The sequence below is a fragment of the Aeromonas sp. R10-2 genome (assembly GCF_040908445.1).
GTDB lineage: Bacteria > Pseudomonadota > Gammaproteobacteria > Enterobacterales > Aeromonadaceae > Aeromonas > Aeromonas veronii.
In genome coordinates this window covers 1-25,118 of the sequence record NZ_JBFODS010000012.1, presented here as the reverse complement: position 1 = coordinate 25,118, position 25,118 = coordinate 1, and the positions used below count along the sequence as shown (strand labels likewise).

16 protein-coding genes and 1 pseudogene are annotated in these 25,118 nt (G+C 61.4%); 6 read left to right on the top strand and 11 right to left on the bottom strand.

The window, feature by feature from the left end:
- Positions 1–5 precede the first annotated feature (5 nt).
- On the bottom strand, positions 6–668 hold the full coding sequence (gene plsY, locus AB5Y97_RS01630) for a glycerol-3-phosphate 1-O-acyltransferase PlsY (RefSeq protein WP_201947226.1): 663 nt from the start codon (positions 666–668) through the stop codon (positions 6–8).
- A gap of 157 nt (positions 669–825) precedes the next feature.
- Between plsY and folB the strand changes: the two genes are divergently transcribed.
- The 3 genes from folB to AB5Y97_RS01615 all read left to right on the top strand — a co-directional run bounded on the left by folB (position 826) and on the right by AB5Y97_RS01615 (position 2,321).
- On the top strand, positions 826–1,197 hold the full coding sequence (folB, locus tag AB5Y97_RS01625) for a dihydroneopterin aldolase (RefSeq protein WP_005355064.1): 372 nt from the start codon (positions 826–828) through the stop codon (positions 1,195–1,197).
- Positions 1,197–1,706 (top strand): 2-amino-4-hydroxy-6-hydroxymethyldihydropteridine diphosphokinase, encoded by a 510-nt coding sequence (folK, locus tag AB5Y97_RS01620; protein WP_201947224.1) that lies wholly within the window; start codon positions 1,197–1,199, stop codon positions 1,704–1,706. Before folB ends, folK begins: the two co-directional genes overlap by 1 nt.
- Before the next feature lie 126 nt (positions 1,707–1,832).
- Positions 1,833–2,321 (top strand): YbaK/EbsC family protein, encoded by a 489-nt coding sequence (locus tag AB5Y97_RS01615; RefSeq protein ID WP_201947222.1) that lies wholly within the window; start codon positions 1,833–1,835, stop codon positions 2,319–2,321.
- Between the two features lie 4 nt (positions 2,322–2,325).
- Here AB5Y97_RS01615 and mdtD read toward each other — a convergent pair.
- Both mdtD and AB5Y97_RS01605 read right to left on the bottom strand, forming a co-directional pair.
- Positions 2,326–3,696 (bottom strand): annotated as a pseudogene (gene mdtD, locus AB5Y97_RS01610) (multidrug transporter subunit MdtD); the annotation flags it as partial.
- Between the two features lie 11 nt (positions 3,697–3,707).
- The gene (locus AB5Y97_RS01605) at positions 3,708–4,316 is read right to left on the bottom strand and encodes a TetR/AcrR family transcriptional regulator (protein ID WP_005355070.1); all 609 of its coding nucleotides are present in this window, start codon (positions 4,314–4,316) and stop codon (positions 3,708–3,710) included.
- A gap of 90 nt (positions 4,317–4,406) precedes the next feature.
- Between AB5Y97_RS01605 and AB5Y97_RS01600 the strand changes: the two genes are divergently transcribed.
- Entirely contained in the window at positions 4,407–5,507 is a 1,101-nt protein-coding gene (locus tag AB5Y97_RS01600) for an efflux RND transporter periplasmic adaptor subunit (protein WP_201947220.1), read from the top strand.
- Complete coding sequence (locus AB5Y97_RS01595) at positions 5,504–8,611, top strand: efflux RND transporter permease subunit (RefSeq protein WP_368157189.1); 3,108 nt, start codon at positions 5,504–5,506, stop codon at positions 8,609–8,611. The genes AB5Y97_RS01600 and AB5Y97_RS01595 overlap by 4 nt, the downstream gene beginning before the upstream one ends.
- Here the strand turns inward: AB5Y97_RS01595 and AB5Y97_RS01590 are convergent.
- From AB5Y97_RS01590 to AB5Y97_RS01570, 5 genes are all read right to left on the bottom strand, one after another.
- Positions 8,596–9,723 carry a GTP-binding protein gene (locus AB5Y97_RS01590; RefSeq protein WP_201947217.1) on the bottom strand — a complete coding sequence of 376 codons (1,128 nt, stop codon included), beginning with the start codon at positions 9,721–9,723 and terminating at the stop codon, positions 8,596–8,598. The two genes, AB5Y97_RS01595 and AB5Y97_RS01590, sit on opposite strands and share 16 nt — an antisense overlap.
- Before the next feature lie 9 nt (positions 9,724–9,732).
- Positions 9,733–11,127, bottom strand: coding sequence for a D-arabinono-1,4-lactone oxidase (locus AB5Y97_RS01585; protein ID WP_201947215.1), 1,395 nt, complete (start codon positions 11,125–11,127; stop codon positions 9,733–9,735).
- A gap of 162 nt (positions 11,128–11,289) precedes the next feature.
- Positions 11,290–12,876 (bottom strand): EAL domain-containing protein, encoded by a 1,587-nt coding sequence (locus AB5Y97_RS01580; protein WP_043821992.1) that lies wholly within the window; start codon positions 12,874–12,876, stop codon positions 11,290–11,292.
- A gap of 280 nt (positions 12,877–13,156) precedes the next feature.
- Positions 13,157–15,754 (bottom strand): bifunctional aconitate hydratase 2/2-methylisocitrate dehydratase, encoded by a 2,598-nt coding sequence (acnB, locus tag AB5Y97_RS01575; protein WP_350235618.1) that lies wholly within the window; start codon positions 15,752–15,754, stop codon positions 13,157–13,159.
- Between the two features lie 229 nt (positions 15,755–15,983).
- Positions 15,984–18,245 carry a patatin-like phospholipase family protein gene (locus tag AB5Y97_RS01570; protein ID WP_201947267.1) on the bottom strand — a complete coding sequence of 754 codons (2,262 nt, stop codon included), beginning with the start codon at positions 18,243–18,245 and terminating at the stop codon, positions 15,984–15,986.
- A 234-nt stretch (positions 18,246–18,479) separates the two neighbouring features.
- Between AB5Y97_RS01570 and AB5Y97_RS01565 the strand changes: the two genes are divergently transcribed.
- The gene (locus AB5Y97_RS01565; protein ID WP_368157194.1) at positions 18,480–20,390 is read left to right on the top strand and encodes a methyl-accepting chemotaxis protein; all 1,911 of its coding nucleotides are present in this window, start codon (positions 18,480–18,482) and stop codon (positions 20,388–20,390) included.
- 84 nt (positions 20,391–20,474) lie between these two features.
- Here AB5Y97_RS01565 and AB5Y97_RS01560 read toward each other — a convergent pair whose 3' ends face one another.
- The 3 genes from AB5Y97_RS01560 to aceF all read right to left on the bottom strand — a co-directional run bounded on the left by AB5Y97_RS01560 (position 20,475) and on the right by aceF (position 25,024).
- A complete protein-coding gene (locus AB5Y97_RS01560; protein WP_368157188.1) occupies positions 20,475–21,437 on the bottom strand; it encodes a sensor domain-containing diguanylate cyclase in 963 nt (320 codons plus the stop codon).
- A 124-nt stretch (positions 21,438–21,561) separates the two neighbouring features.
- Positions 21,562–22,989: a dihydrolipoyl dehydrogenase gene (gene lpdA, locus AB5Y97_RS01555; RefSeq protein ID WP_005336123.1), complete on the bottom strand. Its 1,428-nt coding sequence runs from the start codon at positions 22,987–22,989 to the stop codon at positions 21,562–21,564.
- 148 nt (positions 22,990–23,137) lie between these two features.
- Complete coding sequence (aceF, locus tag AB5Y97_RS01550) at positions 23,138–25,024, bottom strand: pyruvate dehydrogenase complex dihydrolipoyllysine-residue acetyltransferase (RefSeq protein WP_201947207.1); 1,887 nt, start codon at positions 25,022–25,024, stop codon at positions 23,138–23,140.
- Positions 25,025–25,118 lie beyond the last annotated feature (94 nt).

The window sequence follows — 25,118 nt, the reverse complement described above, 5'->3', positions numbered from 1 at the left end:
AAATTTCACTTTTTGTCTCGTTCGTCTCTTTTTTGCGCAACATCGTCCATTTCTGCCACTTCTTCGGTACAGGCCGCGCCTTTTCGCCCCCAGACTCTGGGTTCCTCCCCCTTGAGCAGGCGGGAGATGTTCTCGTGATGGCGGATCAGGATAAGGCAGGAGAGCAGCGAGACTGGCAGGGTGTATTCGGGTTTGAGCAGGTAGGTAAAGAGCGGCGTCAGCAGCACGGTAATGATGGAGGCCAGCGAGGAGTAGCCGCTCACCAGCAACACCAGCAGCCAGGTGCCAATCACGGCGCCCCCCATGGTAAAGCCGATGGGCATCATGGTCCCCAGTGCCGTGGCGACTCCTTTGCCACCACGAAAATGAAAGAAGATGGGGTACATATGGCCGAGGCAGGCGGCGACCCCGATAAAGCCGAGATAGACGGGTTTGATCTGCAGATACCAGGCGAGATAGACGGGCACAGTACCCTTGAGCACATCGAGCAGCAGCACCACCAGCGCCGCCATCCGGCCACCGAGGCGCAGCACATTGGTTGCCCCCGGATTGTGGGAGCCATGATCCCGCGGGTCGGGCAGACCGGTGCAGCGGGAGACCAGCACAGCACTGGATAGTGAACCACCCAGGTAGGCCAGAATAATCATCAAAATCGTCAGGGCCGTCATCTTGGTCGTTTTTACCACGATATGAATGGGGTATGATGCGGGCCACATACGCTGGCATGGGCCCATGCCCACCCAGAGCGCCTCGGCAAGCCTGTTGCCCGGCCAGCATCCCTGCGCTGTCATCACAGCCCATCAAGAGTAAAGAAGAAGTACAGTCATGGACAAGGTGTTTATTCGCGGACTCGAAGTTTTGACCACCATAGGTGTATATGAGTGGGAGAAGGGCATTCGCCAAAAGCTCCGTTTTGACCTCGAGATGGGGTTCGACAACCGCCCCGCGGCAGCAACCGACGACATCAATCTGGCACTGGATTATGCCGACCTCTCCAACAAGATTTGCGAGCATGTCAGCGGCAAGGTGGTCGAGCTGGTCGAGACCATGGCCGAGCAGGTTGCCATGCTGGTGCTCGCCGACGAGCGGGTACAGTGGGTCAAGGTGACCCTCACCAAGCCGGGCGCCGTGCCCAATGCCGCCGGGGTCGGCGTCGAGATCCTGCGCCATCGCACGCCGGCCGCGAGCAGCAACTGATGACCACCATCTATATCAGCCTGGGCTCCAACATCGAGCGGGATCGCCATATCCGTGCCGGACTCGATGCCCTGCACGCCGAATTTGGCCAGCTGCGGGTCTCCCGGGTATTCGAGAGCGAAGCGGTCGGCTTCAACGGCCGCCCCTTCTACAACCTGGTGGCAGCTGCCGAGACCGATCTGCCGCTGGCCACCGTCTGCCAGCGACTGCGGGCCATGGAGTTCGCCCACGGCCGCGAGCCGGATGCCAAGAAGTTCGCCCCGCGCACCCTGGATCTCGATTTGCTGCTCTATGGCGATCTGGTCTGCGACACCCCGCTGGTGCTGCCGCGTGGTGAAGTGCTCACCAACGCCTTCGTGCTCTGGCCGCTGGCCGAGCTGGCCCCCAAACTGCGCCACCCCGTCGATGGCCGCACCATGGGCGAGCTATGGCAAGCCTATGACAAGGCCTCCCAGCAGCTGTGCCCCATTCCCTTTCACTGGGAAGCGTGCGAATTGCAGCATCACTGATCCACAAGGGCGCCTCACGGCGCCCTTGTTGTTTTCACGGACAGGGTTGCTTATTACGGATAAGAAAGTGTCATTGGGCCTGACCCTGCGAGGCTGGCAGGATAGCGCCCACTACAGGAGAACCCCATGCCACTCGATACCATTCACCACTTCAACTGCCAGCTGCTGGCAGAACTGCCCCACCAGCGCTATGAGCATGAACCCATTCTCGACTACGCCACCGATGAAAAGGTCAAGGCCCGCCTCGGCTGGCAGGCGGAGTTCAGCAAGACCCTGTTTCTCAAGTTCAAGGATGGCCGCTTCGCCCTGCTGCTGACCCACAGGGACGGACGGCTCGACAACAAGGCGGTCAAGGCTGCGCTCGGTGCCAAGCCCTCCATCTGCACCGCCGAAGAGATGCAGGCGGAGATTGGCTGCCTGCCGGGGGCGGTCTGCCCCTTCCTGCCCCGTGCCGATATTCCACTATTGGTGGACCAGCAACTGCTCAACCACACCGCCTTCACCTGGACTCCGGGCCACCCGGAGCAGACCTTTCTGCTGGCGACCGAGCATCTGGCCGAAGTGTTGGCGCAGCTTCCCTGCGAGGTAAGCTATCTGCCCGCCCCGACGGCGTAACCCCATCGCGCGCCAGCTGGGCGAAGATCAGCGCCGCCAGCATGGAGAGCAGCCCAACACAGAGGTAGGTAAGGTGGAACCCGGCCAGCCACTGGCCGTTAGCCGCTGAGGTGCCCGCCGAGAAGAGCCCGAGCAGGCTGGCGGCAATCGCCACCCCCAAGCTCATGGAGAGCTGCATCACCACCGAGAGCAGACCGTTGCCACTGCTGGCCAGGGTCGGGCTGAGATCTTGCAGCGTGAGAGTGTTCATGGCGGAGAACTGCAGCGAGTTGATGGCGCCGAAGATCGTCAGCCAGCCCAGCAGGACCCCGTAGGGGAGCTGGTTGTCGATAAAGTAGAAGCTGGCGATCATCGCCCCCAGCAACAGGGTGTTGCCGATCAGAATGCGGCGATAGCCCACCTTCGGAATCAGCTTGTTCACCAGCGTCTTGGTCAGCATGGCGCCAATCACTGTGGGGATCATGGTCATCCCCGCCTTGCTCGGGGAGAAGCCGAGCCCCAGCTGCAGAAACAGCGGGGTGAGGAAAGGCATGGCGCCGCTGCCAAGGCGGGCAAACAGGTTGCCCCAGATGCCGATGGCAAAGGTGGCGGTCTTGAACAGGTTCAGGCTAAAGAGCGGCTGCGGTGCATTGGCGGCATAGAGCCAGTAGCTCGCCATCGCCGCCAAGCCGAAGATCAGTGCAAACAGCGCCCAACCAGTGGAGATGCTGTGCTCCCCCAGCCCCTGCAAGCCGACCGACACCAGCACCATGCCGACGCTGAACAGCACAAAGCCCTGCCAGTCAAACCGGGCGGTCTGCTGCCGCAGCTCCGGCATAAAGTGCCAGCTGGCGATAAAGCCGAGCAGCCCCACCGGCAGGTTGATGAGAAATACCCAGTGCCAGCTCGCCACTTCCACCAGCCAGCCACCGAGTGCCGGCCCCATCAGCGGGCCGAGCAGCCCCGGGATGGTGACAAACGACATCACCCGCAGCAGCTCATGCTTGTCATAGACCCGCAGCACCGCCAACCGTCCCACTGGCATCAGCAGCGCACCACCAATCCCCTGAAGCACACGGGCGGCCACCAGCATGGAGAGCGAATTGGAGGCGGCACAGGCGAGCGAGCCGAGGGTAAAGAGCGAGATGGCGGCCAGATAGATACGGCGGGTGCCGAATCTGTCTGCCAGCCAGCCGGAAGCCGGGATCAGCAGCGCCACCGTCAGCATGTAGGCGATGATCACCGACTGCATCTGCAGCGGGCTCTCTCCCAAGGTCTCGGCCATGCTGGGCAGGGCAGTGTTGAGAATGGTGCCATCCAGCGCCTGCATAAAGAAACCGACCGCCGCCAGCAGGGGCAGCCACTTGCGCTGGGCATCTGTCACTGTGTGGCTCATTGCCACCTCCATTATTTTTGCGGGGGAGCGGCGGCAGTCAGGAAGAGATCGACACAACTCAGGGTCCAGGCATCCTGCTCGGCAGCGCTCTGGGTCAACGGCAGACCCAGCTCACGGAGCATGCGCTCCTTGCCCTGCCACATCAGCAACAGCTGCAAGGCGGCCTGTTCGCTGTCTTGATGGCACAGCAGGCCTTGCTGCTTCTGCTGCTCCAGCCAGTTGGACAGCATCTCGGTCACGTAGAGCGGGCCCGCCTCGAAAAAAAGGGTGGCCAGCTGGGCATCGTTGCAGCTGATGCAGGTGCGAAAGATATTGATGGCATCATCGCTCAGGATCAACTTGCGAAAGCTGCGACCAAAGGCAATCAGGCTCTCCCGCACATTGTTGCCACGCAACAATACCTCCGGCATCAGCTCGCTGCTGACGCACTTGCTGCCCACCGCTTCGGCAAACAGCGACTCCTTGTTGGCAAAATGGCTGTAGACCGTCTGCTTGGAGACGCCCGCTTCACTGGCCACCATGTCCATGCTGACCAGATGCAGACCGTGCTGACAGAAGAGCCGCCCGGCAGCATCGAGGATCGCAGCCCGCTTCTGCTGACTACGGGGTGAGATGTTCATTTTTCCTCCAAAATCAAACTGGACAGTCTAGTTTCGAAAAACTAGACTCACCGGTGTGATTTGATGTTATGTCAACCAGAGGATGATGTCATGACACTTTGCTTAATCCTGCTGGCGCTGTTACTGAGTGGCTGCAGCCCGGTCACAGAGTCAGAAGAAACACCCGCCCTGACCCGGGTGATCGCCCAGCCGCTGCAAGCCAGCGATCACTACCCGGTGCTGCACCGCTTCAATGGCCGGGTGATCGCCCCCGAGCACAGCCAGATAGGCTTCGAGCTGGCAGGGCGGATCGCCACTCTGCACAAGGGACGCGGAGAGCCGGTCGTGGCTGGCGAACTGCTCGCCACACTGGACACCCGGCTGCTGGCAGTGGAAGCCAAAGAGCTGGCCGCCCAGGCCGCCCAGAACGAGGCCGAACTGACCCTTGCCCGGCAGACGCTCGAACGACTCACCGCTCTGCGCCAGCAGCAGTTCAGCTCCCGTCAGGCGCTGGATGAACAGCAAGGCAAAGTCCGCATGCTGGAGGCAAGCGCCAACCAGCTGGCCGCCGCCCTCGAAGCCAACCGGGTCAAACAGGAGAAATCACAGCTGCGCGCGCCCTTCAACGGAATCGTAGTCAGCCGCGAGCAGGCATTGGGGGCTGTGGTAGCCGCAGGACAGCCTCTCTTCTCCCTGACCCGCAGCGGCCAGTGGGAGGCCGATATCGGCGTGCCGGTGAAACAGGCCGAGTCCCTGAGCGTCGGCCAACACTACCCCCTGCAAAGCGGGGCGCAATCACTGGAGGGGCGCCTGCTTAATCTGGGGGTACAAGTAGACGGGCAGACCCACACCCGCACCGCCCGCTTCCAGCTGACCCGGGGCGGCGAACAGCTGGCAGAGGGACAACTAATCACCCTGTTGCATCAGACCCGCGAGCCCACCCGCGCCTACGAAGTGCCGCTCACCGCGCTGACCCAGGGATTGCGCGGCAGCTGGACCCTCTATCTGCTCAACGATGAAACACCACCCCGAGTGGTCAGCCGGGACGTCACCCTGCTGCAGCAAGATGGCGAGCGGGCCTGGATCAGTGGAGCCCTGAATGGACAAGAACAGCTGGTGACCGATGGCCTGCATAAACTGGTGCCGGGCCAGCAGGTCACCCTGACAACCAGCGTGGATCATCAGGCAGGCCATCCGGAGCCACAGTCATGATCCGCCCGTTTATCGAGAATGGCCGCCTGCTGCTGTTGACGGTCGCGCTGCTGATGACGGCCGCCCTTGCGGCATTGCAGACTCTGCCCAGAACCGAAGATCCCCAGCTCACCAGCCGTTTTGCCAGCGTGGTTACCCACTTCCCCGGGGCCAGCGCCGAGCGGGTGGAGGCGCTGGTGAGCGAGCCCATCGAGAACCGGCTGCGGGCCCAGAGCGAGATCAAGCTGATCGAGTCGAGCTCTCGCCCCGGTCTCTCCATCATCAATCTGGAGCTCAAGGATGAGGTCAGCGATGTCGAGCCCGTCTGGTCCAGAGTCCGTGACCGGCTGGCAGATCTTGCCGCCGGACTGCCAGCCGGCGCCAGTGCCCCCAAGCTGGATGACGAGAAGGGCTACCCCTTCACCCGGCTGGTCAATGTGGTCTGGCGCGGGCCGGGCCAGCCGCAGCTGGATCGCCTCGCCCGTTACAGCGCCGAGCTGGAGCGCCGGGCTCGCCAGCTGCCGGGCACCGAATACGTCGAGCGGGTCGGGGCACCGCAGGAGGAGATCGAGGTGCGGTTCGATCCCCTCGCCCTCAGTGCCAGCGGCATGAGTGGCGAACAGCTTGCCCAGGCGCTGAGTGGTGCCGATGCCAAAGTAGCCGCCGGGGAGTTGCAGGGCAGCCACAATCGCTTTCAGGTGGAGATCCGTGGCGCCCTCGATACCCTGGAGCGGATCCGCCAGATCCCGCTGCGTACCGGCGAGCAGGGCCAGACCCTGCGCCTTGGCGATCTGGCCGAGGTACGGCGTACCCTGCACCAGCCGGAAAGCCAACTGGCCTTTGCCAATGGTGAGCGGGCGGTGGTGGTCGGCCTGCGCATGGCACAGGATCACCGCATCGACCTCTGGTCGGCACGGGTCGACTCCATGCTGACCCAGCTGCAACAGGACTTGCCGGATAATATCGGCCTCGTCACCAGCTTCGATCAGCAGCGTTATACCGATCAGCGGCTCGACACCCTGCTCATCAACATTGTGCAGGGCTTCCTCATCATAGTGGCCGTGCTGCTGGTGACCTTGGGAATCAAGGCCGCCATTATCGTGGCCCTGTCGCTGCCGCTTACCGTGGCGTTCTCATTCGCCTGCATGAACCTGATCAATCTGCCCATTCACCAGATGTCGGTCACCGGTATGGTGGTGGCACTCGGGATCATGGTGGACAACGCCATCGTCATGGCGGATCGGGTGCAGTATCAGCGCCGCCACGGCATGGCCATGAGTGCCGCCGCACTGGAAGCCATCGGCCACCTCTGGCTGCCACTGCTGGGCTCCACCCTCACCACCATGCTCGCCTTTATGCCGATCATTCTGATGCCGGGCCCGGCGGGCGAGTTTGTCGGCGGCATCGCCTGGGCGGTGATCTGTTCGCTGCTGGGATCCTACCTCGTCGCCCACACCCTGGTGGCTGGCCTTGCAGCCCGCTGGATTGGCAGTGACCAGGGGGGACGCTGGTATCAGGATGGCTTGCACCTGCCCCGGGTGAGCGCCCGTTTCCAGCAGAGCATCGCCATGGCGCTGGCTCAACCCTGGCGTACCCTGCTGCTGGTCAGTCTGCTGCCCCTGCTCGGTTTCTGGGTGGCGGGCCGCCTCACCGAACAGTTCTTTCCCCCTGCCGACCGGGACATGATCCACATCGAGGCCAGCCTATCCCCACAGGCGAGCCTGGCGCGCACCCGCGAGCTGGCACTGGGAATCTCCGTCGAGCTGGCCAGCCTCCCCGAGCTGGTTCGTCAGGACTGGGTGGTGGGCGACAACGCCCCCAGCTTCTACTACAACCTGGTGCCCAGAAAACAGGGGCGGGCCGATTACGCCCAGGGGATGATCACCCTGCAGGATGCCGATGCTGCCGAGCGGCTCATTCCACAACTGCAGCAGCGGCTCGATGCAAAATTTCCCGAAGCGCAGATCCTGGTGCGCAAGCTGGAACAGGGGCCGCCTTTCAATGCCCCGGTCGAACTGCGGCTGTTTGGCCCCGACCTCGAACAGCTGCACCGTCTGGGAGAGGAGCTGCGCAGTCTGCTCGCCAATACCCCGGCCGTGGTGCAGACCCGCGCCACCTTGCAGGCAGGGGCCCCCAAACTCTGGTTGCAGGTCGATGAGGAGGCCGCCCGACTGGCAGGCATGAGCCTGACCGATGTTGCCTCCCGGCTGGCGGGCGCACTGGATGGCAGGTTGGGCGGCACTGTGCTGGAAGGCACCGAGTCAATCCCGGTTCGGGTGCGACTGGCCGAGCCCTTGCGTCAGGATCCGGATGCGCTGCTCAATGTGCCGCTGTCGCTCACCGGCACCGGCCAGCAAGGGGCAGCCAATCTCACCTTGCGGGCGCTGGCCACTCCCGAGCCGCTGCCAAGCTGGGGGGAGATCAGCCGTCGGGATGGTGAGCGGGTCAATGTGCTGGAGGCCTATCTGGCGGTCGGCGTACTGCCGCAAACCGTGCTGGAGCAGGTAAAAGAGAGGCTGGCCGCCAAGGCGCTGGCATTGCCGCCGGGCTATCGACTGGAGTTTGGCGGAGAAGCCGCCAAGCGGGATGAATCGGTGGGCAATCTGATGGCCCATGTCAGCCTGGTCGCCGTGCTGCTGGTGGCCGTGCTGGTGCTCAGCTTCAACTCGTTCCGGCTGGCAGGCATCGTCACCCTGGTGGCGATCCAGTCGGCTGGGCTCGGGCTGCTGTGGGTCTGGCTGCTGGGCTACCCCTTCGGGTTTACGGTGATCATCGCCCTGCTGGGACTGATGGGGCTGGCCATCAACGCCGCCATCGTCATTCTGGCCGAGCTGAAGGCAGACCCGCTGGCACAACAGGGCAATCTGCCGCAGATCCGCGATCTGGTGGCCGGTTGCAGCCGCCACATCGTCTCGACCACCATCACCACTGTGGGCGGCTTCATCCCGCTATTGCTGGGGGGCGGCGGCTTCTGGCCCCCCTTTGCCATCGCCATCGCCGGTGGCACAGCGCTGGCGACCCTGCTCTCGTTCTACTTTGTGCCGGTGGCGTTCGTGTTGTTCAACCGCCGCCGTCCTGACCCGGTACAGGAGAGCTGCAACGCGCCAAATCAGTTGTCGGGCTGACCCAGCATGGCTTTGAGCCGCTCTTCGAGAGTGGGCTCGGAGGCCTTGAGGGTCGCCATAAAGAGCTGCTCGATACCGGCCTTGTCCTGACTTTTCACGATAAACACCAGTCGGGACTGGGCCTTGCCCTCCGGCCAGTCGCCCAGCGCCTGCAGCGGATAGAGCTGGCCGTGGACGCCGTGGATCACCACCGGCTGGCTCTCCCCTTCCAGCTGCAAGATCCCCTTGAGGCGCAACAGGGCATCGCCATACTGCGCCTGCACCGCATCGATGGCGGCCAGCAGACGAGAGGGCTTGAGCGGCTCGCCGATACGCAGGGAGAAACTCTCGATGTTGCCGTGCTCGAAGTGGGTGGGCGCAGCTGTGCCCACCTTGGCGGCAAACGGTTGCATCTTCGGCTGCATGGGGGACGCCAGCCCCTGCTTGGGGGATTCGGTGCGCAGCCAAGCAAGGAGCTGGCGCACATCGCGCCCCGCCGCTTCGTTGTAGGCGCCGAGCTTCTCCAGCACTGCTGGCGACAGTTCGCCATTGGTCACCTGCTGGATGGGGGCCGCAGGATTGAGTGCCGCCAGCTGGGCTTCGACCCGTGCCAGCTGTTCGCCATCCACCAGATCCCCCTTGCTCACCACCAGCAGATCCGCCAGCGCCACCTGTTTCACCGCTTCATATTGAGTCGCCAACTGCTGCTCGATATGGCCGGCATCCACCACGGTGACGGTGCCATCGAAGCGGTAGCGCTGGGCGATAAAGCCCTCTTCGCGCAGGGTAAAGAGCACGGGGGCCGGATCGGCGAGGCCAGTGGTCTCGATAATCAGCCGCTTGAACGGTTTGATCTTGCGCTGGATGGCCTTCATAAACAGCCCCTGCAGCGCCTCCACCAGAGAGCCCTGCACCGAGCAGCAGATGCAGCCGGAGTCGAGCAGCATCACCTGCTCATCCACCTGTTGCACCAGATGGTGATCCAGCCCCACCGAGCCGAACTCGTTGATCAGCACGGCGCACTCGCCAAGCTCCGGCTGCTTGACCCAGTGGTTGAGCAGCGTTGTCTTGCCGCTGCCGAGAAAGCCGGTCAGCAGGGTCACTGGGATACGGGTATCTTGCATATCGGTCATGTCAGATCCTTACCGGTTGGCAAACAGGTCGCTGAGCCAGCGGTTTTCAAAGCGGCCATGGGGGTCGAGCTCGGCTTTCAACGCCACGAAGTCGTTCCAGCGCGGCAGCAGGGCCGGGAAGTCGTAGAGATCCATCGCCAGATGTTTGCCGAAATGGGGAATGCCGCCAAGCGGCACCAGCAGTTGCTGCAGCTCGCGCATCTGCTCCATGGAGCCGTTGACGAAGGTGCCGTCCGCCGCCAGATAGACCAGAAAACCGATCCAGCAGACCGGCTGGCCGTAAGCGGCGCTGAGCCAGGCCTCGGAGGGGCCGGTGCAGCGCAGGATAAAGGGGTAGTGCAGCACGCCAGGGTTGGCCTGCTGCCAGTCCTGCAGGGTCTCCAGCGCCTCGTTCATCCGATGCAGCGGTACCGCCACCTCGCAGTTGATCTGGGGGGCCGGGATCCCCTTGCAGAGAATTTGGTAGACGTTGCCCACCAGATCGGAGGCATCCTTGAAGCGGCGCACCGTCTCGAAGTGCTCGCCAGCCAGCGCCTCATCCTTGGTGTCTTTGGCCATCTTCTGCAAGGTGGCATCTATGGTGGCATTCATGCGGGCGTCGATATCGCCATCCAGCAGCAGCGGCTCGCTGCCACCGGCACGATAGCGGGCCACCTCCTCATCAGAGGCAGGGTCCACCAGCCAGATGTGGCTCTCGCCGGTCCAGGCAAACCACCAGCTCTTCACAAAGCCGTGCTCGCGGTTGAGCCGCTCGTTGTGCTCCAAGAGGAAGGGGTAATCGGTGGTGAACTTGGTGCAGCGCATAATGCGGTTGGGCACGGTACGCAAGGTGACGTCGAGCAGGATGCCGAGCATCCCCATCCCCATCACGAAGGCGCCGAAGCGCGGGTCACTGCGATCCACCCGGATGATGTCGCTATTGGCCAGCATCACCGTCATCGCCTCCACCGCATCGCAGAGGGCGGACTGGTGCAGCCCCTGGCCGTGGGTGCCGGTGCTGAGGGCGCCGCCCAGGGTCTGGATACCGATAACGCCCGGGGATGCGGGCAACATCCGCTCCATGGCGATCAGCTCGGCATAAACGGTATCAAGGGGCGTCCCCGCCTGATAGGTCACTGTATCGGCGGTTTTCGCCAACTGGCCGCGCAGGTGGTGCAAGTCCACCAGCAGCGCCTGACTGCCCTCGGCATAGACGCTGTGGATGGGTTCAAAAGAGAGGCCGGAGCCGATAAGGCGCAGCTTGCGCTCGGGATGTTCCCGCAGCAGCGCTTGCAGCTCGTCGCGGCTTTTCGGGCGCCACACCTGATCCAGCGCCCCGAGGGGATTGGTTCTCGACCAGTTGAACAGCACCTCCCGATTACCGATCGCCTTGATGCTGTGAAATGCCTGGAACTGAACCGTCATACCGCGCCTCATCTTTTACTGACGTCAAAATGAGCGCCGATTCTACCGAAAAGCGAGCCACAAGGCATGGAAAACAAGCCCCTGCACTCGAGGGGGGATAGGGAGATAGCACTTCCCTACCCTGCCAGACAGGAGCGTGTCCGCCCGTCTGTCACCGATAGATCAGGTGGCGTTCGGGATGCCTCGTACCCCATCTGGCTGCCGGGTCTGTGCCTCTTCCGGCAGCAGCTCCTCGCAGAACTGGCGCAGCGGCATGGGGCGGGCAAACAGATACCCCTGCAGATAGTCGACCCCCTTGGCCCTGAGGTAGTCAGCCTGACGCTCGCTCTCCACCCCTTCTGCCACCAGCGCCAGACCGAGCCGGGTCGCCAGATCGATCACGTTGTCCACGATATGTTCCGAGAGCGACTCGGTACCGATGCGGGCGATAAAGGATTTGTCGATCTTGAGGTAATCCACATGGAACTGCTGCAGGTAAGCCAGGCTGGAGTGGCCGGTACCAAAATCGTCGATGGCGAGTTTGACCCCCATCTCGTCCAGCTGCCGGAACAGGGAGAGGGTCTGGGGATCGGACATCAACAGCTCCCGCTCGGTCAGCTCCAGCACCAGTACCACCTTGCCGGGGAGGAAGTGGCCGAGGAAGGCGCGGCACTCGGCCAGCAGGGCAAAATCGTGGCAATGGGCGGCGCTGATGTTGAAGCTGATATGAAACCCATCGGGCAACTGCTCCTGAGAGCGGTTCAACCTTGTCGCCACCTGCTTCATGATATGGGTGGTCATGGGGACGATCAGTCCCGACTCCTCCGCTTGCGGAATAAAGAGATCGGGCCGGATCACCCCTTCATTGACATGCTCCCAGCGCATCAGCACCTCGGCGCCCATCATCTTGCCGTCGTGGCTGGCAATCAGCGGCTGCAAGTAGGGAACAAACTCCCTGGCTCGCAGGGCGCGTCGCAATTCATCTGTTGGCGAGCCGGGACGCCCCAGCACCCACCACACCAGCCAGGCCAGCAAAAGCGAGGAAACAGTCAGCCACGACAGCGCCACGTGCCGCGCGGCCCACAGCGACTTCCAGTAGACCGGCATGGCATAACCGGCATGGATGGTGAAAGGATAATGGGATGAGGTGAGGGCCTGGCTGATCCCGCGATGGAGAGTGGGCGCCTCGCTCAGATAGCGGCCAGACTCATTGAGCCAGGCCGATCCCACCTGCAGATAGAGCGCACTGGATTTTCCGCTCATGGAGAGCATGAAACTGAGCTGGGTACTGTCGATGGCACTCAAGGCGGCATCCTTACCCTGCTCGGTGCGCACCACCAGCAGCGGGTGATTTTGCCGCACCCGGTTGCCACTCATCAGCAACAGCTTGCGGCCGGTGTAAATGGAGCCGTCATCGGCATCATTGGCCTCACCAAACAGCGAGGTGCAATTGATGATGCCGTTTCGCACCAGATTGACCGAACGCAGGAAGGGCTCGATGGCGACCTTCTTGCGCAGCACCAGCAGGTTGTCGCGACAGGGAGCATTCACCAGAGGCAGCACGGAGCGATTAGCCTGCTCCGCATGATCCAGCATCGACTCCATCAGGGTTCTGGCCTTGTGGGCCGAGGCACTGGATTCCGCTTTCAGCTCCTGCACATAATTGCTGTGGATGAGCCAAGCTCCCACCAGCAGCGGCAGGGTAAAGACCAGCAAGGCACCGCCGAAGCGTAACCCGGTTCGGGAGAGATCGATCCTGAACAGAAACATAAAGAACCACGCCGCAATTCGTCAGGCCTGCCAACGCAAGCACCCAGTGAACAGATATCCACTTTCCCTCGATAACGATGCCTCATCATTACCGCACATAACCGAACAACATAACCCAAAGCGTTTATAAAACGAACCACCAAACAGGTGGTTGGATCTCTCTAGCAAGGATCGTGCAAACAATCTTCAAAAAAGACGGTGAATAACACACAAATAAATAATGCCGCGTAAATACGCGGCATTATTAGCTTCTTATCGCGCAAATCGCGCAAGAACTCCGTTAAACGGCTTGCTGCAGGATCACCGCATCAGCCTTCTTGGTGTAGGAGGCGATCTCGTTGAAGTTGAGGTAGCGGTAAGTATCTGCCGCAGTGGCATCAAGCGCCTTGGCGTACTGCAGGTACTCCGCCACGGTCGGGATCTTGCCGAGGATGGCGGCAACGGCGGCCAGCTCCGCAGAGGCCAGGTAGACGTTGGCACCTTTACCCAGACGGTTCGGGAAGTTACGGGTGGAGGTGGAAACCACAGAGGCTCCTTCCGCTACCCGCGCCTGGTTGCCCATGCACAGGGAACAGCCCGGGATCTCGATGCGGGCACCGACGCGACCAAAAATGCCGTAGTAGCCCTCTTCGGTCAGCTGATCCTTGTCCATCTTGGTGGGCGGCGCGATCCACATGCGGGTCGGTAGCTCGCCCTGATACTTCTCGAGCAGTTTGCCGGCGGCACGGAAGTGACCGATGTTGGTCATGCAGGAACCGATGAACACTTCGTCGATCTTGTCGCCAGCCACGTCGCTCAGCAGACGGGCATCGTCCGGATCGTTCGGCGCACACAGGATCGGCTCCTTGATGGTGGCCAGATCGATCTCGATGATCTCGGCGTACTCGGCATCCTTGTCCGCTTCCATCAGGGTCGGGTTGGCCAGCCACTCTTCCATCCCCTTGATGCGACGGGTGATGGTGCGCACGTCGCCGTAGCCTTCGGAGAGCATCCATTTCAGCATCACGATGTTGGACTTCAGATACTCGATGATCGGCTCTTTATCCAGCTTGATGGTGCAACCGGCAGCGGAACGCTCGGCGCTGGCATCTGCCAGCTCGAACGCTTGCTCTACTTTCAGGGTCGGCAGACCTTCGATCTCGAGGATGCGGCCGGAGAAGATGTTCTTCTTGCCCGCTTTCTCGACGGTCAGCAGCCCTTTCTGGATGGCGGCGTAGGGGATAGCATGAACCAAATCACGCAGGGTGATGCCCGGTTGCAGCTCGCCCTTGAAGCGCACCAGCACGGACTCCGGCATGTCCAGTGGCATCACGCCGGTAGCAGCGGCGAAAGCCACCAGACCGGAACCCGCCGGGAAGGAGATCCCGATGGGGAAACGGGTGTGGGAGTCACCACCGGTACCCACGGTATCCGGCAGCAGCATGCGGTTCAGCCAGGAGTGGATGACGCCGTCACCCGGACGCAGAGAGACACCGCCGCGGTTCATGATGAAGTCCGGCAGGGTGTGGTGGGTCTGTACGTCGATGGGCTTGGGATAAGCTGCGGTGTGGCAGAAGGACTGCATGGTCAGATCGGCGGAGAAGCCGAGGCAGGCCAGATCTTTGAGCTCGTCGCGGGTCATCGGGCCCGTGGTGTCCTGAGAGCCGACCGTGGTCATCTTGGGCTCGCAGTAGGTGCCGGGGCGAATGCCCTTCACGCCGCACGCCTTGCCCACCATCTTCTGGGCCAAGGTGAAGCCTTTGCCAGTATCAGCCACCGGCTGCGGACGGCGGAACACGGTGGAAAACGGCAGCCCCAGCGCTTCGCGGGCCTTGTCAGTCAGACCGCGACCGATGATTAGCGGAATACGGCCACCGGCGCGCACTTCGTCGATCAGCACGTCGGTTTTCAGTTCAAACTGCGCCAGCACCTGTTCGGTGCCGTGTTTGCAGATCTTGCCGGCATAGGGGTAGATGTCGATCACATCGCCCATTTCCAGCTTGGAGACGTCCACTTCGATGGGCAGAGCGCCGGCATCTTCCATGGTGTTGAAGAAGATCGGGGCAATCTTGCCACCCAGACAGACACCGCCAGCGCGCTTGTTCGGCACGAACGGAATGTCGTCGCCCATAAACCAGAGCACCGAGTTGGTGGCGGATTTACGGGAAGAACCGGTACCGACCACGTCACCCACATAGGCCAGCGGGAAGCCTTTCTCTTTCAGGGCATCGATGGTCTTGATGGGGCCGACGGCGCCGTCCTTGTCCGGGGTAATGCCGGGACGAGCGTTTTTCAGCATCGCCAGCGCGTGCAGCGGAATGTCCGGGCGGGACCAGGCGTCCGGTGCCGGCGAGAGGTCGTCGGTGTTGGTTTCGCCGGTCACCTTGAACACGGTGACAGTGATCTTCTCGGCCAGCTCCGGGCGGGAGAGGAACCACTCGGCATCAGCCCAGGATTGCATCACTTGCTTGGCGTGAGCATTGCCCGCCTTGGCCTTCTCCTCCACGTCGTGGAAGGAGTCGAACATCAGCAGGGTGTGGGAGAGCCCCTTGGCGGCAAGCGGCGCCAGAGTGGCGTGATCTAGCAGGTCGATCAGCGGTTGAATGTTGTAACCACCCTGCATGGTGCCCAGCAGCTCAACGGCTTCGGCGGCAGTCAGGATGGGAGAGTGGGCTTCGCCCTTGGCGACGGCGGTGAGGAAACCGGCTTTGACATAGGCCGCTTCATCAACACCGGGGGGAATACGGGAGGACAACAGCTCTTTCAGAAAGTCTTCTTCGCCAGCGGGCGGGTTCTTGAGAAGCGTTACTAGGGCGGCGACCTGCTCTGCATCCAGAGGTTTGGCAACCACGCCCTCGGCGGCACGTTCTGCGACGTGTTTACGGTATGTTTCAAGCACGACTAATTCCTCTTTGGTCTTTTTTTGGGGTTCGCCCACGCTCGCGGCGATCGTCCTTGCGGGACACCCCGTAGGGTGCTCCCCACTATATAAGTTTTAACGACTAATTAAAATCCAAACCCTGTTTACTTATTCACCACAAAATCGTAACCAATTAAACGGATTGGTGTTTTTTGAAAATTAATTGAACGCCCTCAACCAGAGTTAACAAATTGGCATCATTTCGGCATTATTCGAACGTACTGCCCAATTGCAGATAGAAGACGTCATTGCCCCCCTCCGCCATGCCATAGCCGAGGAACACAGGGCCGAGGAAGCTCTCCACCCCGACATAAAGCGAACCGGCGGTGAAGGAGCTCTCCAGACTGATATCCTCACCCTTGTTCCAGACCCCGCCCTGCTCCAGAGATCCACCCAGATAGAGCGGCATCTTGAGGGCACCGAAGTCATTGTCTGCCACCCGATAGATGTAGCGCAGGCCGCCAAACAGGCTGTAGCGACCGCTCAACTGGTAGCGCTGGAAACCCGAGAGGCGGAACAGCCCGCCCAGATCCTGAATATGCAGCGGCACCACCTCTTCACTGCCCGAGCCACCCCCTTCGAGGATCAGGTTGAGGCTGTGCCTGTCCCATGACCAGGGCTTGATCATCGAGAGCTGATAATTCCAGCCTTCACTGCGCCCATCTGCCGACTCGAGCCCATCCACACTGACGTGGGAGTGGCCCAGTTTCATGTCCCATTTCATCCCCTGATAGGGGAAATAGAGGCTATCCAGATTGTCGTGTTCAAAGCGGACATAGGGGCCCCACGCCGTGGCATCCATCTCCAGCCCCTTGAAGTTCTTCACATCAATCGTGCCCAGTTGTCCCTCCAGCCCCATCGACAACCGGCTCCAGGGCTGGCGGTTCCAGCCCACCGCCAGATCACCGCTGAAGAAGGAGTATTCGGAGTCGAGAAAGCTTATCGAAACCATCTCGGGATCCGGATTGGGGAAAAACAGGCGGCGCAGGGTCTGGTCATAGGCCAGGCTCGCCTCACCATAGAAGGTCTGGGAGGGTTCGAGCGGGGTATAGAAGTCGGTCTTGATATGTTTGGCCGTGCCCAGCGACGCCTCGGTCAGCCACTCGGCACCCCACTCGTTGACGTTGGTGAGGGTATAGGACATGCCGACGTTGTAGTTGGAGGTGTTCTCGAAGTCATCGGTGAAACCGAACTGGAAGTTGAGGTAGCCCGGCCCCCAGTTCTTCTCGCTGGCGTCCACCAGCAGCACATTCTCCCCGTCACGCTCCTCCACCTCGTAGGTGATGCGATCGAACGACTCAAGGGCATAGAGGCGGCGAATGCCCGCTTCCAGACTCTCGTTGGTCTGTACCTTGTCCGGCCGCACTTTCAGCATGGCGCGCACCGTCTCATCCGAGAGGCGCGACTTGTTGATGATCTCCACCTTGTCGATGAAGTAGGCGGGCTGACCGCTACGCTCGGCACGACGGCTCAGCTTCTGGTTGCGATAGGCGTTGTACTGCGCCTTGGTGAGCGACAGCTTATCGAGTTGCAACGACACCTTGTCAGCCGCCGTCTCACCGACCTTGATCCCCTCCGGCATCCGGGCAAAGTCGGCGATCCCCATATCGCCAAACTCGGGGGCAATCAAAATATCCTTCGGTCCCATCAGCGCCTTCTGCTTGTCGGTGCCCACCTGGGTCATGTAGGTGGTGAGCTGGTCGATCATGGCCAACCCTGACTTGAGGGACTCCCGGGTACGCAGCTTGGCACCGATATCCACCGCGATCACCACATCGGCCCCCATCGCCTTGGCGACATCCACCGGCATGTTGTTGACGCTGCCGCCGTCCGCCAGGATGTGCCCCTCCCACTCCACCGGCTTGAGGGCACCGGGAATGGACATGGAGGCCTGCATCGCCTTGGCAAGGCTGCCGTGATCCAGCACAAAGGGGGTGACCGTCTCCATGTCGGTCGCCATGGCGCGATAGGGAATGGGGAGATCATCGAAGCTCTCCTGCACCGGCAGGTTGGAGGTGGCCCCCCGCAGCAGGCTGGCCATGGATTGGCCCTGGAAGAAACCGTCCGGCAGCTGGGTGGTGTCGCCATTCACCCCGATGTCGGTGCGCAGCTGATACTGCTCGTTCTGCTGCTTTTTGCGCAACGACAGTTCGTCGCGGCCCACCTTGTCCTGATACCCCTTGTTCCAGTCGATGGCCAAAGTGGTGCGCTCCACCTCCTCGGCACTGAGCCCCATGGCATACATCCCCGCCACATAAGAGCCCATACTGGTACCGACTATGATGTCGACCGGAATCCGTTTCTGCTCCAGCACCTTGAGGATGCCGATATGGGCAGAACCCTTGGCGCCGCCGCCACTGAGCACCACCGCAATCTTCGGGCGCTCCCCCTGTGCCGCCACAGCCAGCAGCGGGCAGGCCGCCAGCATCACCAAAAGCAGACGGGTCCATCCCGCACCTAAGCTGCGCATCATATTTTCCATATTATTCAGAGGGTCAGTCACCAAGGATGGCCTCTACTATAAGGGGCCCGGCAGTTAGCGCAACCGTCAATCCGCATCCCGCCTGTGCTGCATGGCGAAGGGGCGTGTCGCCGCCCCTGTGAGCGCAAACGTAATCCGCAAATAAAGGGCTGCAAGCCTCATGGGTAGCGCCGCGCTGCCGCTAATATGAGCGTCGTCAATATCAACCTTTTGAGCACCTTTATGCTGGCAACCCTCACTCTTAAACAGAAAATACTGGCCACGGTTACCCTGGCCGTGGTCGTCTCCTGCCTGCTGGTAGGCTACTTCAGCCAACGCTCGGCCCAGCAACTGATCGAAAACCGGATGTTCGAGCAGGAGCTCCCCAACCTGACCCAGCGGATCAGCAAGGAGATTGAACAGGATCTCCACGGCATCGCCCAGGCCGCCCACCAACTGGCCACCGACCGCTTTATCCTCGACTGGGTGGATCGGGGCATGCCCAAAGAGCAGGAGCCAATCCTCATCAACCAGCTCAAGGATGTGGCCAACCAGTATGGTCTGGTGACCGCCTCCTTCGCCGATCGCCAGACAGCCGCCTACTACAACCAGGATGGCTTTCTGCGCAACCTGACCCCGACACAGGACGCCTGGTTCTATGACTACACCAAGAGCCAGAAGGAGATGACCCTCAGCATCTTCCGCGAGAGCAACGGCGAGGTGAAGCTGTTCGTCAACTTCCAGCAGCTCAACGGGCGCGGGCTGGCCGGCTTTGCCAAATCCCTCGATACCATGGTGACCATGGTCTCCAACTTCCGGCTGGAAGAGAGCGGCATCGTCTTTATGGTCGATGGCAGCGGCAAGGTGAAGCTGCACCCCGAGGCCAACCGCATCGAGCGTGACACACTTGGCAACATTGCCAGCGGTGATACCGGCAGCCTGCTGGCCAAACGCCCCTTTGCCGTCATCAACGCCGACGTCAATGGCGAGCCCATGGTACTGGCCAGCAGCTATATCCCGCTGCTCGACTGGTATCTGGTGGCCCAGGTGCCAGAAGCCGAGATCTATGCCGAGCTGGATCAGACCCGCAACGAGATCCTGATGATCTCGCTGGTGATTGCGCTGGCCATGGGGCTGATGGGGATGCTGTTGGCAGGCTCGGTCAGCCGCCCGCTCAACGAGTTGGCCCGCCTGTTCAAGGAGCTGGGCAGCGGCGATGGGGATCTTACCCAGCGCCTGAAAGTGAAAGGACGCGACGAGCTGAGTCAGGTCGCCACCGGCTTCAACAACTTCGTCGCCAAGATCCACGGCTCCATCGAGCAGGTGGCGGAGAACTCCCGCCAGCTCGCGGCCACCGCCAACGAGGTGGCTAACAAGGCGCAGCTGACCCAGCACAACTGTACTGCCCAGCGTGACCGTACTGTGCAGGTGGCCACCGCCATCCACGAAATGGGGGCCACGGTGAGCGAGATCGCCGGTAACGCTTCGCTGGCAGCCGAAGTAGCCAGACAGGCCAACGATCAGGCCGATGCAGGGGCAGTAGTGGTAGCGCAGGCGCGCCACGGCATCGTCGACCTCTCCGGCGAGATTGAGCAGGTGGCTGGGGTTATCGAGTCGCTGGCGAGCCAGACCGACTCCATCGGCAGCATCCTCGAAACCATCCGCAGCATCTCGGAGCAGACCAACCTGCTGGCACTGAACGCCGCCATCGAGGCCGCTCGCGCCGGTGAACAGGGTCGCGGTTTCGCCGTGGTGGCAGATGAAGTGCGTAACCTCGCCAACCGCTCCGCCGCCTCGACCGCCGAGATCCAGGGAATGATCAACCGCTTGCAGGAGCAGAGTGCCCGCGCGGTCAGCGCCATGGCGCAGGGGCGCAACCAGAGTCTGGAGGTGGTGAGCCAGGCCGATGAGGCCAACGCAGCCCTCGGACAGATCACCGCCCACATCACCCAGATCAACGACATGAACATCCAGGTCGCCACCGCCACCGAGGAGCAGTCGAGCGTGGTCGGCGAGATCAACCGCAACGTGGAAGATATCAACCAGCTCACCATGGAGACCGCCAATATCGCCCATCAGCTGACCGAATCGAGCCGCAGCCTGCAGCAGCTCTCCGGTCAGCTGGACAAGCTGGTTGGCAATTTCCGGCTCTGACCCCAACCTTGACCTGAGTCCTCAACAACAGAGAGCGCCGTGGCGCTCTCTGTTGTTTTGGTGGCGGCTAATCCGGCATAGCAGTCAGCCCTTGCCATCCCGTTTGCGATGATACATCAGCTCATCCGCGCGGGTGAGCAGCTCGGCCAGGGAGACACAGCCGTGCCCGTCATAGCAGACAATCCCGGTGCTGCAGGTCAGTGCATAACCGCAACCACTGTGCTGATTGTGCTCGGCCAACATGGCATTGAAACGCTCATAAGCCAGTTGCGCCTGCGCCTCTACCACATTGGGCAACAGGACTGCGAACTCATCGCCGCCCATGCGGGCAAACACGTCGGCGCCACGAAAAGCCTGCTTGAGCAGAGTGGCAAAGGCGATCAGGGCGCGATCCCCTTCCGCATGTCCCCACCGATCATTGATCCCCTTGAAGCCATTGAGATCCAGATAGAGCAGTGCCAGTGGCATCTGCAAGCGACTGGCCAACGAGAGGCTCTTCTCCGCCAGCATCACGAACCCGCGCCGATTGGAGATCAGGGTCAACTCATCAATGGTGGCCAGCTGCACCGCTTCGAGCTCCCGCACCACCATCGCCGCCAGATCCTTGAGCAGCCCCACATCCTCATCGCTCAATTCCCGCGGCACCGTATCGATGATGCAGAGCGTCCCCAGTTTGCAGCCGTTGGCGATCCGCAGTGGCTGTCCGGCATAGAAGCGGATGCCGGGCCCACCCACCACCAGCGGATTGTCGGCAAAGCGGGGATCCTGCGAAGCATCCGGCACGATGAAGGTCTCATTACCCATGATGGCGTGGCCACAGAACGAAATGTCCCGGGCGGTCTCACGGACCTCCAGTCCGATACAGGATTTGAACCACTGGCGATCTTCATCCACCAGACTCACCAGCGCGATGGGGACATTGAACACCCGTCGGGCCATGCGGGTCAGCCGATCAAACCGCTCCTCGGCCTCGGAATCCAGCAAAGAGAGCCGCCGCAGGGTCTCCAACCGCAATGCCTCATCGGGTGGAATGGGTGCTTCTAGCATTATGCCTCTCTCATCAGTGCCAAAACCTATCTTTAGCATATTGGGCTTTGTCGAAGTCGGGGCAGCAAGGAGAAAACAAAAAGCCGCTCATTCGAGCGGCTTTTTAGACAAGCGGGGAAGAAAATTACTTTTTCTTCTTGGCCTTGGCGTTCGGCAGGTCGGTGATGGAGCCTTCGAACACTTCGGCAGCCAGACCCACGGACTCGTGCAGAGTCGGGTGAGCGTGGATGGTCAGCGCGATATCTTCGGCGTCAGCACCCATCTCGATGGCCAGACCGATTTCACCCAGCAGTTCACCACCGTTGGTACCCACGATGGCACCACCGATGACGCGGCCGCTCTCCTTGTCGAAGATCAGCTTGGTCATACCGTCGGAACAATCGGACGCGATGGCGCGACCGGAAGCAGCCCACGGGAAGGTGGCAACTTCGAAGTTCAGGCCCTGTTGCTTGGCTTCCTTCTCGGTCAGACCAACCCATGCCATCTCTGGCTCGGTGTAGGCGATGGACGGGATCACTTTCGGGTCGAAGTAGTGCTTCTTGCCAGCGATCACTTCGGCGGCAACGTGACCTTCGTGAACACCTTTGTGCGCCAGCATCGGCTGACCCACGATGTCACCGATGGCGTGGATGTGGGCCACGTTGGTACGCAGCTGCTTGTCCACCTCGATGAAACCGCGCTCGGTCACGGCAACGCCTGCCTTCTCGGCATCCAGCATCTTGCCGTTCGGCACACGGCCTACGGCAACCAGCACGTTGTCGTAACGAACCGGCTCGGCCGGGGCGTGTTTGCCTTCGTAGGAGACGTACAGGCCGTCTTCGCGCGCTTCAACTGCGGTGACCTTGGTCTCCAGCATGATGTTGAATTTCTTGGCGACGCGCTTGGTGTAAATCTTGACGATATCTTTGTCGGCAGCCGGAACCAGCTGGTCGGCAAATTCCACCACGTCGATCTCGGAACCCAGAGAGGAGTAAACGGTACCCATCTCCAGACCGATGATGCCGCCACCGATAACCAGCAGTTTGCCGGGAACGGTTTTCAGCTCCAGCGCATCGGTAGAGTCCCATACGCGCGGGTCATCGTGCGGGATGAACGGCAGCTTCACCGGACGGGAACCGGCCGCGATGATGGCGTTGTCGAAGGTCACGGTAGTCTTGCCGTCGGCACCTTCCACTTCGAGGGTGTTCGGGCCGGTAAATTTACCCAAGCCGTTAACAACCTGAACTTTACGCATCTTGGCCATGCCAGCCAAACCGCCGGTCAGCTGGTTGATAACCTTCTCTTTCCACAGACGGATCTTGTCGATGTCGGTCTGCGGGGCACCGAAGACGATGCCGTGCTCGGCCAGCGCCTTGGCTTCTTCAATCACTTTGGCAACGTGCAGCAGCGCCTTGGAGGGGATGCAACCCACGTTCAGGCAGACGCCACCCAGGGTGGAGTAACGCTCGACGATAATAGTATCCAGACCCAGATCGGCTGCACGGAAAGCAGCGGAATAACCGGCAGGGCCAGCACCCAGTACTACGACCTGGGTTTTGATTTCTTTACTCATCATGACCTCTTTGTCGTTCTTATATCCCCGGACAGCGCAGTCTTATACCGAAACGGGTGGCTGCAGCCGTGAAAAAAACGGGGCAAGTTTACGATCATGTTAATGAAATGAGAAGTAAAAAGGGCAGGCTCTGGGCCCGCCCTCTCACTTACAGGACCAGTCGACGAATGTCGGACAGCACGCCGTTCATGGTGGTGATGAAGCGAGCCCCATCGGCACCATCGATCACGCGGTGGTCGTAGCTCAGAGCCAGCGGCAGCATCAGGCGCGGCGCAAACTCTTTGCCATTCCACTTCGGCTTCATCTCGGACTTGGAGACACCGAGGATGGCCACTTCCGGCGCGTTGACGATCGGGGTAAAGCTGGTACCGCCGATGCCACCCAGGCTAGAGATGGTGAAGCAACCGCCCTGCATGTCGGCAGCGGTCAGCTTGCCGGCACGGGCCTTCTTGGAGATCTCGGCCAGATCGCGAGACAGCTCCATGATGCCCTTCTTGTTAACATCGCGCACCACAGGCACAACCAGACCGTTGGGGGTATCTACCGCCACACCGATGTGGATGTACTTCTTCATGATCAGCTTGCTGCCATCTTCGGACAGGGAGCTACAGAAGCGCGGGTGAGCTTCCAGCGCCTTGGCGGCGGCTTTCAGGATGAACACCAGCGGGGTGATCTTCACGTCTGCCTTCTGCTTCTCGAGCATCGCATTCTGCTCTTTGCGGAACGCTTCCAGCTCGGTGGTATCGGCTTCGTCGAACTGGGTGACATGAGGGATCATGACCCAGTTGCGGTGCAGGTTCGGACCGGAGATCTTCTGGATGCGGGTCAGCTCGACCTCTTCCACATCACCGAACTTGCTGAAGTCTACTTTCGGCCACGGCAGAACACCCAGACCGTTGCCACCGGCTACGCCGGCAGAGGCAGGAGCGGACTCGGCACGCTTGATGGCATCCTTCACGTAGGCTTGCACGTCTTCTTTGACGATGCGGCCCTTGCGACCGGAGGCTTTTACCTTGGCCAGGTTGACACCGAACTCGCGCGCCAGACGGCGTACCGCCGGAGAGGCGTGTACATAAGCGTCGTTGGCAACGAAATCGGTCGCAGCGGCAGCAGCCTGGGCAACCGGAGCAGGAGCAGCAACGGGGGCAGCGGCGACCGGAGCGACAGCTTGAGCAACCGGCGCGGCGGCAGGGGCTGCGCCAGCCACTTCGAATACCATGATCAGGGAACCGGTGGAGACCTTGTCACCCGCCTTCACCTTGATCTCTTTGACCACACCGGCGAACGGCGCAGGCACTTCCATGGAGGCCTTGTCACCTTCCACCGCGATCAGGGACTGGTCTGCTTCAACCTTGTCACCCACCGCAACCATGATCTCGGTGACTTCCACTTCGTCGCCACCGATATCCGGTACGTTGACCTCTTTGGCAGCAGCGGCAACCGGGGCAGCAGCCACGGGCGCGGCGGCTTGAGCCGGAGCAGCAACGGCAGCAGGCGCAGCGCCAGCCACTTCAAATACCATCACCAGAGAGCCGGTAGAGACCTTGGCACCAGCGGCAACCTTGATCTCGACTACGCGGCCTGCGAACGGTGCCGGTACTTCCATGGAGGCCTTGTCACCTTCCACGGCAATGATGGACTGGTCAGCTTCTACCATGTCGCCCACGGCAACCATGATTTCAGTCACGTCCACTTCGTCGTCACCGATGTCCGGCACGTGCACATCTTTGCGCACGGCAGCGGCAGGTGCGGCGGCCGGAGCAGCAGCAACCGGTGCAGCCACTTCTGCAGGGGCGGCAGCGCCTTCGGCTTCGAAGATCATGATCTGGGAACCGGTGGCAACCTTGTCGCCCACCTTGATCAGGATCTCTTTGACGATACCGGCGGACGGGGCCGGAACTTCCATGGAGGCCTTGTCGCCTTCTACCGCGATGATGGACTGGTCCAGCTCGACCTTGTCACCCACGGCCACCATGATCTCGGTGACTTCAACTTCATCGGCGCCGATATCCGGCACCATAATCTGTTTGGACATTGTGCTTTATCCTCTTGCGTCGATCCGCGTGGCTGGCTGATGCCGCCACGCACATCTCGCGTTAACCGTTTTAAATCCTGGCAGGGTCGCGCCG